Annotated in this window: 13 protein-coding genes and 1 other RNA gene; 10 read left to right on the forward strand and 4 right to left on the reverse strand. The window is 56.0% G+C overall.

Annotation, left to right across the window (positions count from 1 at the left end; genetic code table 11):
- Positions 1 to 215: 215 nt before the first annotated feature.
- A complete protein-coding gene (locus tag ACN0UH_RS04915; protein ID WP_417660994.1) occupies positions 216 to 347 on the forward strand; it encodes a hypothetical protein in 132 nt (43 codons plus the stop codon).
- Between the two features lie 58 nt (positions 348 to 405).
- On the opposite strand, the gene ACN0UH_RS04920 is transcribed toward ACN0UH_RS04915, so the two are convergent.
- The 4 genes from ACN0UH_RS04920 to ACN0UH_RS04935 form a co-directional block, all read right to left on the reverse strand.
- Complete coding sequence (locus tag ACN0UH_RS04920; RefSeq protein ID WP_417661113.1) at positions 406 to 1002, reverse strand: 5-formyltetrahydrofolate cyclo-ligase; 597 nt, start codon at positions 1000 to 1002, stop codon at positions 406 to 408.
- 55 nt (positions 1003 to 1057) lie between these two features.
- Positions 1058 to 1236, reverse strand: a non-coding RNA gene (gene ssrS, locus ACN0UH_RS04925) — 6S RNA.
- Positions 1237 to 1267: 31 nt separating this feature from the next.
- A complete protein-coding gene (locus tag ACN0UH_RS04930; RefSeq protein ID WP_417660995.1) occupies positions 1268 to 1582 on the reverse strand; it encodes a cell division protein ZapA in 315 nt (104 codons plus the stop codon).
- Positions 1579 to 1788 (reverse strand): TIGR02449 family protein, encoded by a 210-nt coding sequence (locus ACN0UH_RS04935; RefSeq protein ID WP_417660996.1) that lies wholly within the window; start codon positions 1786 to 1788, stop codon positions 1579 to 1581. The genes ACN0UH_RS04930 and ACN0UH_RS04935 overlap by 4 nt, the downstream gene beginning before the upstream one ends.
- 302 nt (positions 1789 to 2090) lie before the next feature.
- Here ACN0UH_RS04935 and ACN0UH_RS04940 point away from each other — a divergent pair, with 302 nt between their 5' ends.
- From ACN0UH_RS04940 to gcvH, 9 genes are all read left to right on the forward strand, one after another.
- Positions 2091 to 2645, forward strand: coding sequence for a YecA family protein (locus ACN0UH_RS04940; protein WP_417660997.1), 555 nt, complete (start codon positions 2091 to 2093; stop codon positions 2643 to 2645).
- Positions 2646 to 2677: 32 nt separating this feature from the next.
- The gene (gene pepP, locus ACN0UH_RS04945) at positions 2678 to 4009 is read left to right on the forward strand and encodes a Xaa-Pro aminopeptidase (protein ID WP_417660998.1); all 1332 of its coding nucleotides are present in this window, start codon (positions 2678 to 2680) and stop codon (positions 4007 to 4009) included.
- A 4-nt stretch (positions 4010 to 4013) separates the two neighbouring features.
- A complete protein-coding gene (gene ubiH / locus ACN0UH_RS04950) occupies positions 4014 to 5201 on the forward strand; it encodes a 2-octaprenyl-6-methoxyphenyl hydroxylase (RefSeq protein ID WP_417660999.1) in 1188 nt (395 codons plus the stop codon).
- Positions 5198 to 5686: a DUF4442 domain-containing protein gene (locus tag ACN0UH_RS04955; protein ID WP_417661000.1), complete on the forward strand. Its 489-nt coding sequence runs from the start codon at positions 5198 to 5200 to the stop codon at positions 5684 to 5686. Before ubiH ends, ACN0UH_RS04955 begins: the two co-directional genes overlap by 4 nt.
- Positions 5687 to 5695: 9 nt before the next feature.
- Positions 5696 to 6916, forward strand: a complete 1221-nt coding sequence (locus ACN0UH_RS04960; protein ID WP_417661001.1) for a 2-octaprenyl-3-methyl-6-methoxy-1,4-benzoquinol hydroxylase — start codon at positions 5696 to 5698, stop codon at positions 6914 to 6916.
- A 145-nt stretch (positions 6917 to 7061) separates the two neighbouring features.
- The gene (locus ACN0UH_RS04965) at positions 7062 to 8063 is read left to right on the forward strand and encodes an extracellular solute-binding protein (protein WP_417661002.1); all 1002 of its coding nucleotides are present in this window, start codon (positions 7062 to 7064) and stop codon (positions 8061 to 8063) included.
- An 84-nt stretch (positions 8064 to 8147) separates the two neighbouring features.
- Entirely contained in the window at positions 8148 to 9764 is a 1617-nt protein-coding gene (locus ACN0UH_RS04970; protein WP_417661003.1) for an ABC transporter permease, read from the forward strand.
- 241 nt (positions 9765 to 10005) lie between these two features.
- Positions 10006 to 11088, forward strand: a complete 1083-nt coding sequence (gene gcvT, locus ACN0UH_RS04975; protein WP_417661004.1) for a glycine cleavage system aminomethyltransferase GcvT — start codon at positions 10006 to 10008, stop codon at positions 11086 to 11088.
- 142 nt (positions 11089 to 11230) lie between these two features.
- Positions 11231 to 11614 carry a glycine cleavage system protein GcvH gene (gene gcvH / locus ACN0UH_RS04980; RefSeq protein WP_417661005.1) on the forward strand — a complete coding sequence of 128 codons (384 nt, stop codon included), beginning with the start codon at positions 11231 to 11233 and terminating at the stop codon, positions 11612 to 11614.
- The last annotated feature ends 14 nt before the right edge of the window (positions 11615 to 11628 follow it).

Genomic DNA, 11628 nt, shown 5'->3' on the forward strand with positions numbered 1-11628 from the left:
AGTCCTTGAGGATACCCGCAGAGCGGCAAGTTGCAGGAATATCGAGTATTCGGGTTGTAAGGAGTCCAGCAGTTGACCGTTGGGCGCCTGTAATTGCCGAGTGCTAGGCACAAGCACACAATGCCAGCGTTTCTATGGGTTTAGTAGTTGGTAGTTCTATAATAAATGCCGCCGGTAACACCGTGCGCAGATTGCCTCAAAGGGGGAGGCATTCTATGAGACGTAAGCCAGACTTGTTGTGGGTGCTAGTGATTCTGTTCAGTTTGGGCGTGGTGACAACTGGTTATACACAGAGCCTGTGGGATCAAAAGGCGGATACGGCAGTGAGTGAGACGCATCAGTCGTAGTTGTCAGGATTGAACGGCGCTGCAGGATGCGGCGCAACTCCATGGACAGGCACCCGGTTCAATACCACTGTTGATCCGTTACCGTCGCATTAAGTGGCACATCCCAACTAGCCATGGCCAGCTTTTCGACTTGTTGACACTCATGCGCCAGGCCTAGAAGCGTCGGTTTGTGACAATTTTTGCGCCTTGCTCGGTAAGCCAGACTGCGGTCGTAGAATCCGCCGCCCATACCGAGGCGCCCTCCTTCACTGTCAAAACCGACTAGTGGTAATAAAATCAAATCGAGTGCCCAGACTTTACGTTGCTGTGCTGAGTTCGCGCGTGGTTCGGATATCCCAAAACGGTTACGTCGCAATTTTTCAGCTGGGCGAATGCGTTGAAACACCATCTTGCTGCGCGGCCAGGCATTGAGCACTGGCAGGTACGTCGCTTTGCCACGTTTCTGTGCGGCGCGCAGGAGGAGGCGCGGATCGATCTCGCCATCATTCGGCAAATACAGGGCGATGTGCTTGGCGCGACGAAATACAGGGTGCTGCGCAAGCTGTCTGTATAAGCCTTGCGCGGCGCGGCGTTGCTCGGCTGGCGAGAGTGCGCGGCGCGTCTGACGTAATGTACGGCGCAGTTGTTTGCGACTGAGAAGGGTTGGATCGAGCATCAGAAGCGTCTGCAAGATCGCTTGCTGCCAAAGCGGGCAACAAGCATGAATAGAGTGACTCCCCGACGTGCCGCTGTCGGTGTAGCCCTTGAACCCGAAAGTTCAAGGTGGAGGTTGAAGGAGGCGTTCAGGCTTTCCGTCGAGCGGACATGCACACCGGCCCCAACTTGCAACCCCCGGGGTTGTGCGTATCGGCTCAGGGACATGACCAACTGGCGCACACTCCAGGGAGCAGGAGCGAGTATACCTGAAAGCATCGCGTGGATCAGCTCGGCTGACCACCAATATCATCCGCAAGTGCGTTATCGACCCGTTGCAGCAGGTCGCGTACCTGTTCGCGGGTTGATGAGGTCTGCTGATCCAGGTCGCTTTGCTTGTGCAACAGCTCGTGGGTGATATTCAGGGCGGCCATTACCGCCACGCGGTCGGCACCAATGACTTTGCCGCTGCTGCGAATCTCGCGCATTTTTGCATCAAGATAGCGCGCAGCGCCCTCTAAGTTTGCGCGTTCGTTCTGCGGACAGTTGATGCAATATTCTTTATCGAGGATTTGAACGTTTACGGTATTCGACTGTGTCATGAGTCCTGCTCCAGGGCTTTAAGGCGCGAAATCATTGATTCGACCTTATGCCGTGCCAATTCGTTCTTTTCAATCAGATGAGCGCGCTCCCCGCGCCACGCTTGCTCGTGTGCAATCAGTACTTTGTTCTGAGCCTTGAGCTGCTCAACACGCTGGACAAGTAGTTCCAGTTTGCTCGACAGGGCTTGCAGATCGGCGTCTTCCATGGGGTCTCGCTAAGGCAAAGATTGATCGGGGCTGGGTCTTCGTAAGCGTTTTCGTAAGTCTAGGATATAGGCGCGATGCCGTCTGGGGTCAAACTGCAAATGCCGATCTACGACGGGGTAGGCATCCTGAGGGCCACAGCCAGCAGTTGCAACATCCGTCAGGCTGAGGCGTTGTGCCTGTTTAGCTCTGATCAGCAATTCGATGACCGACTCATCTAGCGTCGATGGTCTTGGTGGGTCTGCAAATGCTAGGATACCAAGCCTCTATTCTAGTGATTGCGCCGTCTGGCGCCTAGTAATCTATGCCAACTTCTAATTCTCCTTATTCTGCATTCGCCGCGTTGCTAACCAGCAACGGGTTTTCTATTTCCCCTGCCGAACTGCAAGGCTTGCTGCTTGGCCGCAGCTGCGCGGGCGCAGGCTTTGAGGTCGACAGCTGGATGGTCGACGCTGCCGAACTGCTCGGTGCCGCGCCTGTTGATACCGTGCGCCAAGCGCTGATTGGCCTGCAGGAAATGGTCAAGACTGAACTGACTGGCAGCGAGGTCACCGTGGTTTTGCTGCTGCCATCTGACGAGGCGCCACTCAGCGAGCGTGCAGTGGCTCTAGGCCAGTGGTGTCAGGGCTTCCTCGGTGGTTTTGGGTTGGTGGCCGGTGATACCGCGCTGAGCACAGAAGCGATGGAGGTGTTGCAAGACCTGTCAGCAATCGCCCAAGTACAAAACGCCTTGGAGGAGTCCGAGGAAGGTGAAAATGACTATATGGAAGTCATGGAATACCTGCGCGTAGCGCCGTTGCTGTTGTTTAGCGAGTTTGCCAAACCTGAAGCGCCAGCCCCAAAGCCGTCGCTGCACTGATTTTAAGTCTCAACGAGCGGAACCCGTCAGCCATGATCAGCATCCCAAAGTCGGAATATGCCCGTCGGCGCAAGGCGCTGATGGCGCAGATGGAACCCAACAGCATCGCAATTTTGCCTGCTGCGCCGGTGTACATTCGTAATCGCGATGTCGAGCACATCTTCCGTCAGGACAGCGACTTTCAATACCTCTCAGGCTTTCCTGAGCCCGAGGCGGTGATTGCGCTGATTCCGGGGCGCGAGCATGGCGAGTACGTATTGTTTTGCCGCGAGCGTGACCCGGAGCGTGAGTTGTGGGACGGTTTGCGCGCAGGTCAGAACGGCGCCATGAGTCGTTTTGGCGCTGATGACGCATTCCCAATCGGTGATATCGACGACATCCTGCCGGGGCTGATTGAAGGCCGCGAACGGGTTTATTACTCGATGGGCACCAATCAGGAGTTCGACCGTCACCTGATGGACTGGATCAACGTGATCCGCTCTAAAGCGCGCCAAGGTGCGCAGCCGCCGAATGAATTTGTCGCGCTCAACCACTTGCTCCACGATATGCGCCTGTACAAGAGCGCTAACGAGGTCAAGGTAATGCGCGAAGCGGCCGAGATTTCGTCGCGCGCTCATGTGCAGGCGATGCGCGTCAGTCGCCCCGGTTTGTTTGAGTTTCACCTCGAAGCCGAGCTGGATTACGAGTTCCGCAAGGGCGGGGCAAAAATGCCCGCTTACGGCTCGATCGTCGCGACGGGCAAGAACGCCTGCATCCTGCATTATCACGAGAATGACGCGGTTCTGAAGGACGGAGATCTGGTGCTGATCGATGCTGGCTGCGAGATCGACTGCTACGCCAGCGATATCACCCGTACCTTTCCAGCAAATGGTAAATTTTCACCTGAGCAGAAAGCCATTTACGAGCTGGTGTTGGCTTCGCAGGAAGCTGCATTCCTGGAGATTGGCCCCGGTAAACACTGGAATCAGGCGCACGAAGCTACCGTGCAGGTGATTACTGCGGGCTTGGTCGAGCTCGGTTTGCTTGACGGAGATGTTGACGAGCTAATCGCCAGCGAGGCCTACAAAGCCTTTTACATGCACCGCGCCGGTCACTGGCTGGGCATGGATGTGCACGATGTCGGTGACTATAAAGTCGGTGGCGAATGGCGCGTGCTGGAGGTCGGCATGGCAATGACGGTTGAGCCGGGTATCTATATATCGCCGGACAATCAAAATGTTGCGAAAAAATGGCGCGGCATCGGTGTGCGTATCGAAGATGACGTCGTCGTCACCAAAACCGGCTGCGAAATTCTGACTACCGGGGTGCCAAAAACCGTCGCTGAAATCGAGGCGCTGATGGCTGGCGCGCATCAAGTTGCCTGAGCCAATGCAGCGCGTCGAACTGGCAATCATTGGCGGTGGACTGGTGGGCGCCAGCTTAGCGCTGGCGCTACAAGGCGAGGCAAAAAAACGCGGCTGGCAGATTTGCCTGATCGAGCCATTTACGCCGGGCTCGGGTTATCAACCGAGTTATGACGCACGTTCGACTGCGCTGTCCTATGGTTCGCAGAAAATTTATCAGCGCCTGGGGATCTGGCAGCAGATCGCCAAGCATGCCGAGCCGATTCAACACATTCATGTGTCTGATCGCGGACGTTTTGCCGCTGCTCGACTGAGTGCGCTTGAAGAAGGTGTGCCCGCCTTGGGCTATGTGGTCGAAAATGCCTGGATCGGTGAGTGTTTGTGGCAGGCGCTTGATCAATCAGTGGTGACCTGGCGCAGTCCTGCACAGGTCACACGCCTCGACGCGCTGGGTGATGGTTATCGGCTGACTCTGCAGGATGACGCTGTTCTCGACTGCGACTTGGCCATTCTTGCCGAAGGCGGTCGCTCAGGTTTGCGCGAGCAGTTGGGCATCAACGTCAAGCAAACACCTTATGACCAGAGCGCCTTGATCGCTAACGTCAGCACCCGTGATGCACATGCGGGGCAGGCGTTTGAGCGTTTTACCGAGGAAGGGCCGATGGCCATGTTACCGCTGGCGGGCAACCGCAGCGCGTTGGTCTGGACCCGTGCGACTGCTGATGCCGAGCGGTTACTGGGCTTACCGGACGCCGCGTTCATTGCTGAACTGCAGCTGGCATTTGGCTACCGTCTCAGCGCTATTACCCACGTCGGTGAGCGGCATCTGTATCCGCTGGCGCTGGTTGAGGCACAAGAGCAAGTTCGCCCACATTTAGTGGTGCTAGGCAATGCTGCACACAGCCTCCATCCAATTGCTGGGCAGGGCTACAACTTATCTCTGCGTGACACTATTGCGCTGGCCGATTGCCTGCTTGGTAGTGATGCGCCGCTTGGCGATTTCGCCACTTTGCAGGGTTATCTGCGCAGCCAACAACTGGATCAACAACTGACCGTGGGGTTCTCCGACCAAGTGACCCGCCTGTTCAGCTCTGGCGAGCCGTTGCGTGTGGCTGGGCGTAACCTTGGCTTGCTCGGGCTTGATCTGTTGCCGTCAGCCAAGCGCTGGTTTGCGCGTCAGGCCATGGGCATAGGCACGCGATCACAGCCATGACTCGCAACCTGCAAAAAACAGCGCGTAAGGCCCGTTTTCTGCGCTGGGCGCTTAATCTCTATCCGCCGTATTTAGGCGCTGGCATTCGTGTGCGGCATATCAGCGCGGACTTTAAGCGTGTCCAAGTAAAAATGGGCCTTGGCTGGTATAACCGTAACTACGTCGGCACCCAATTCGGCGGCAGCCTGTATTCGATGACGGATCCATTTTTCATGCTGATGTTGATGGAAAACCTCAGTCGCGATTACATCGTTTGGGATAAAGCTGCCAGTATCGACTTTATTGCACCCGGTAAAGGCCCAGTGTTTGCTGAATTCAGCATTGATGATGGCCTGCTCGATACCATTCGCGCGCGCACTGCCGAGGGGGAGAAATACTTGCCCGAGTTGCAGGTTGAGGTGCGTGATGGCACCGGTGCGTTGATCGCTAAGGTGCACAAAACCTTGTATGTGCGGCTAAAACCTCGCGCCAGACAGGCTGCTTAAGGAATGAATATGCACGCGGATGTAATTATCGTTGGTGCTGGAATGGTTGGCAGCACACTGGCCTTGGCGCTGCAGTCGAGCGGCCTGGAAGTTCTGGTTATCGACGGTAGCCCTTTGAGTCTGGAGCCGTTTGCCGCCGATGCTCCGTTTGAGGCGCGCGTCAGTGCCTTGTCGATGGCCAGCCAGCGAGTGCTTGAGCGGCTCAATGTATGGCCGGGTATTGAGGCCAGACGCAGCAGCGCTTATCGCGACATGTATGTGTGGGACGGCGCTGGCACTGGCAATATTCACTTCAGCGCTGCCAGTGTGCACGCCGAAACCCTGGGGCATATTGTCGAAAACCGCGTGGTTCAAGATGCGCTGCTTGAGCAGTTGCATGAAAGCAACATTGGTTTGCTGGGAAATGCCAAGCTGGAGCAGTTGCGCCGCTCCGGTCACGAATGGTTGTTAACCCTTGAGGACGGGCGCGAGTTGCGTGCGTCGCTATTGATTGCAGCGGATGGTGCCAACTCTGCCGTGCGCCGTCTGGCCGGTTGCGCAACTCGTGAGTGGGATTATCTGCACCACGCCATAGTCACCAGTGTCCGCACGGAAAAACCTCATCAGTCGACGGCTTGGCAGCGCTTCACCGATGACGGCCCGCTGGCTTTCTTGCCCTTGGCCAGTGACCAGCCTGACCAGCATTGGTCGTCGATTGTTTGGTCGGCAGTGCCCGCTGAGGTCGAGCGGTTGATGGCGCTTGATGATCAGCAATTCTGTGTTGAGCTTGGCAACGCCTTTGAGCAACGCTTGGGCAAGGTTCTGCACAATGATCGTCGAGTTGCCATCCCGCTGCGTCAGCGCCACGCCAAGCGTTATGTCGAACAAGGTCTGGCATTGATCGGTGACGCGGCGCACAGCATTCACCCACTCGCCGGGCAGGGCGTTAACCTGGGTTTTCTCGATGCGGCGGTGTTGGCCGATGTGCTCCTGCATGCGCTGGCGCGTGGTGAGTCGCCAGCCGATGAGCGCGTACTGAGTCGTTATGAGCGTCGGCGGATGCCGCACAACTTGGCGATGATGGCTGCAATGGAGGGCTTTGAGCGCCTGTTTCAAGCAGACCCTTTGCCTGTGCGCTGGCTGCGTAACGCCGGGCTCAATTGGATTGATGATTTACCTGAAGCTAAAGCCTTGTTTGTGCGTCAGGCGTTAGGCTTGAGTGGAGATTTGCCAACACTGGCCAAGCCTTGAGTGCGCTATAAAGCCCGGCGTTGCCGGGGTGAGGGGGTCGTGTAATTCGCCGTAACATCTGCTGGGCAGTGGTTGGTTGTGGTGCTAAATGCTATTCAATATCATTTGCAGATTAACTCAACAACTTTAACAAGAGGCCACGCCCATGCAGCCAAGCAAGCGATTACTCGCCATGTTCACTCTGACCGCTCTTGCTGGTGGCGTTCAAGCCGCTGATGAAGTGGTGGTTTACTCCTCGCGAATCGACGAGCTGATCAAGCCTGTGTTTGATGCATACACCGCCAAGACCGGTGTGCCGATCAAGTTCATCACTGATAAAGAAGCGCCACTGATTGCGCGTCTCAAAGCCGAAGGTGCCAACACCCCAGCTGACATGCTGATTACCGTGGATGCGGGTAACCTATGGCAGGCTGAACAAGCTGGCGTGCTGCAGCCGTTCAAGTCGGCAACAATCGACGCTAATATTCCTGCTCAATATCGCTCCAGCACTGACAGCTGGACGGGTTTGTCGCTGCGTGCGCGGACCATCTTCTACTCAACCGACCGAGTCAAACCGAGCGAGTTGTCGACCTACGAAGCGCTGGCCGACAAAAACTGGGAAGGCCGCCTGTGTCTGCGTACCAGCAAGAAGGTGTACAACCAGTCGCTGACCGCAACCTTGATTGAAACCCACGGCGAAGCGAAAACTGAAGAGATCATCAAGGGTTGGGTGAACAACCTGGCAACCGATGTGTTCGCTGATGACACCGCACTGCTGCAAGCGATTGATGCGGGCCAGTGTGATGTCGGGATCACCAATACTTACTATTACGGTCGCCTGCACAAGGCAAACCCGGAGCTTAAGGTCAAGCCGTTCTGGCCTAACCAGCAAGACCGTGGCGTGCACGTCAATCTTGCTGGTGCCGGTATTACCAAGAATGCACCCCATGCAGAGGCTGCGCAAAAACTGCTGGAGTGGATGACTTCTGAAGAGGCGCAAGGGCTGTTTGCTGGCCTGAATCAGGAGTTCCCGGCTAATCCGAAAGTGCCGGCATCTGAAGAAGTTCAGGCTTGGGGCACATTTAAGGCCGACGCCATTCCGGTTGAAGTTGCCGGTAAGCGACAGGCCCAAGCCATCATGTTGATGGATCGCGCTGGCTGGAACTGAGTACGGTTTCAAGAAAGCGACCCGTTATACTCGACGCCCCGGCTTAGCTCCGGGGCGTTGTTATTTCTGTTTTGAGGATTTTGCGTGGCCCATCCTGCCCAGCGTCGCTGGTATCCCATCGCCTTTGTGGTCGCCCTGTTGGTGCTTTTGCCGTTGAGTGTGATGTTATTCAGCTGGCATGAAATCGACCGCGAAATCTGGTCGCACTTGTGGCAAACGCAAATGCCCCGGCTGATTGGCAACACTGTGATCCTGGTTACCGGCGTGGGTGTTGGCGTGACCGTGCTTGGCGTGAGTCTCGCGTGGCTCACCAGCCTTTGTGAGTTCCCGGGTAGGCGCTGGCTGGATTGGGCGTTGATGCTGCCGTTTGCGATTCCAGCTTACGTGCTGGCCTTCGTGTTCGTCGGACTGCTGGATTTTTCCGGGCCGGTCCAGACGCTGCTGCGTGAGTGGTTTGGCAACGGTGTGCGCTTTCCGAGTGTGCGCTCTACCGGCGGTGTAATTACTGTTCTGGTGTTGGTGTTTTACCCCTACGTTTACCTGCTCGCCCGTAATGCCTTCCTCGCGCAAGGTAAAGGTTTGATGGAGGCGGCGCGGGTGCTTGGACATAATCCTTGGCAGGCATTTTGGCGCGTGGCACTGCCGATGGCGCGCCCGGCAATTGGTGCTGGTCTGGCGCTGGCGATCATGGAAACGCTGGCCGATTTTGGCGCAGTTTCGGTATTTAATTTCGACACCTTTACCACGGCAATTTATAAGACCTGGTACGGTTTCTATAGCCTGACCAGCGCCACTCAATTGGCAAGTTTGTTGTTACTGGTGGTGATGCTGGTGCTATATGGCGAGCGTCGAGCGCGCGGGGCAGTCCGTCCAACCAATGAGCGGCCACGCGGCAAGGCATTGTACAACTTGACTGGTTTCAAGGCGCTGGCAGCCAGCGGCTGGTGCTTGCTGGTGTTTGCCTGCGCATTTGTGATTCCGCTGCTGCAATTGCTGGTATGGTTCTGGCAGCGCGGCCGCTTTGATTTGGATGAGCGCTACGCTGCGCTGATCCTGCATACTCTGTATCTCGGCTCATTGGCTGCCTTGGTCACCGTCAGCGTCGCTTTACTGCTGGCATTTTCCCGGCGATTAACCCCGACACGACTAATGCGTTCAACTGTTAGCCTGGCCAACTTGGGTTATGCCTTGCCTGGCTCGATGTTGGCGGTGGCGATCATGCTGGCTTTCAGTTATCTCGATAATCAGTTGGTAATCCCGCTTTCGACGCTGCTCGGCGGCGCAGGTAAACCACTGCTGCTTGGCAGCTTGGCAGCGCTGCTGTTGGCCTATCTGATTCGTTTTATGGCGGTCGCGTACGGCCCGCTGGAAAACAGTCTGGCGCGGATTCGGCCTTCACTGCCCGAAGCGTCGCGTAGCTTGGGCGTCGGCGGAGTGAAGTTGTTTGCCCAGGTTTACCTACCTTTATTATTGCCCGGTGCGTTATCGGCAGCGTTGCTGGTATTTGTTGATGTGCTCAAGGAAATGCCCGCTACCCTGTTAATGCGCCCGTTCGGTTGGGATACTTTGGCGGTGCGAATTTTTGAAATGACTAGCGAGGGTGAATGGGCCCGTGCGGCGCTACCAGCGCTGACATTGGTGGCAGTTGGCTTGCTGCCAGTAGTTGCTTTGATTCGCCGCTCTGCACAGACACGCGGTTAAGGAGTTTGACTGTATGAAGGATCTATTCCCGCTGCTCTCGGAGCATTTGCACGGGCGTCCACCCTGCAGATATTCACGCCCAAGATGACCCGCTCGCACCTTGCGGATACAATGCACGCGATTTGCTGCAACCAGCCTTACAGGATGGGCGTTTGTAAGCTGGCTGCACGTCTTGTTGATCAAGCCGTTGCGGACTCACAAACAGGGCTGCAGTTTTGCCAAAGCCCGGAAGGAGAACCCCATGGGGCAGCGCACACCTCTTTATGACCTGCACCTTGCTTTGGGTGCCAAAATGGTCGATTTCGGCGGCTGGGATATGCCGCTGCATTATGGTTCGCAAGTAGAAGAGCATCATGAGGTCCGTCGAGACTGTGGCGTGTTTGATGTCTCGCACATGACCGTGGTGGATATTCACGGCGACCAGGCAAAACAATACTTACAGCGCCTGCTGGCCAATGATGTTGAGCGTCTGCAAGGGCCGGGCAAGGCGCTCTACAGCAGCATGCTCAACACCGAAGGCGGTGTGGTTGATGACCTGATGGTCTATCTGACTGATTTTGGTTATCGGGTTGTGGTTAATGCGGCAACGCGTGACAAAGACTTAGCCTGGATGAACCAGCAAACCGAAGGTTTTGCTGTGCAGTTGCATGAGCGCAGCGACCTTGCGATGTTTGCGATTCAGGGCCCCCATGCGCGGGAAAAAACTTCTGAGCAGGTCAGCCAGGCTTGTGCTGCGCTGATCAATCAGTTGGTTCCGTTTCAGGGGCTATTTGAAGGTGACTGGTTCATCGCACGTTCGGGTTATACCGGCGAAGATGGCTTGGAAATCATGTTGCCGAGCGATCAGGCCGTAGCGTTTTTCAATGACTTGGTTGGTGCCGGGATTTCACCTATCGGTCTGGGTGCACGCGACACTTTGCGCCTTGAAGCCGGGATGAACCTGTACGGTCAGGATATGGATGAAAGCGTCACTCCACTGGCCTCGAACTTGGCGTGGAGTGTCGCTTGGGAGCCGGCTAATCGTGATTTTGTCGGGCGTAAAGCATTGCAGCAACAGATGCAACGCGGTATATCGACAAAGTTGGTTGGCCTGGTGCTGGAGGAGCGCGGCGTCTTGCGTGCTCACCAGGTTGTACGTGTTGAGGGTGTCGGTGAGGGTGAAATCACCAGCGGAAGTTTTTCACCGACACTCAACAAGTCGATTGCACTGGCGCGTTTGCCGGTTGCAACTTGTGAACGTGCAGAAGTCGAAATTCGCGGCAAATGGTATCCCGTTCGCGTGGTTAAGCCTGCGTTCGTTCGTTATGGCAAAGCTTTGATTTAATCCAGCTTATCCAGGGTTCTGAAAGACAATTGCAGAACCCTTTTGTGTGACCAACGGTTTGGCTGAAAGCTGTCGAAGTTGCCAAGCCCTGCTAAATTTTCCTGACGGCGCGATCGCCGTCATGCCTTATGAGGAATCCGACATGAGCAATATCCCCGCCGATCTGCGCTACGCCTCCAGCCATGAATGGGCTCGCTTAGAAGCCGATGGCAGCGTAACAGTAGGTATTTCAGACCACGCGCAGGAAGCGCTGGGCGATGTGGTTTTTATCGAATTGCCAGAAGTGGGCAAAACCCTGACTGCGGGTCAGGAAGCCGGTGTGGTTGAGTCAGTGAAAGCAGCATCGGATATCTACGCACCTATTGGCGGCGAAGTGATCGCGATCAATGATTCACTGGCTGACAGCCCAGAAAACGTCAACACTGACCCGTACGGCAACTGGTTCTTCAAGCTCAAGCCAAGCGCTGTCAGTGAACTCGACAAGCTGCTCGACGCAGATGCGTACAAAGCTTCTGCTGACGCTTAAAACCACCGCTAAGC

The sequence above is a fragment of the Pseudomonas sp. genome, assembly GCF_048265905.1.
In the GTDB taxonomy this organism is placed as follows: domain Bacteria; phylum Pseudomonadota; class Gammaproteobacteria; order Pseudomonadales; family Pseudomonadaceae; genus Aquipseudomonas.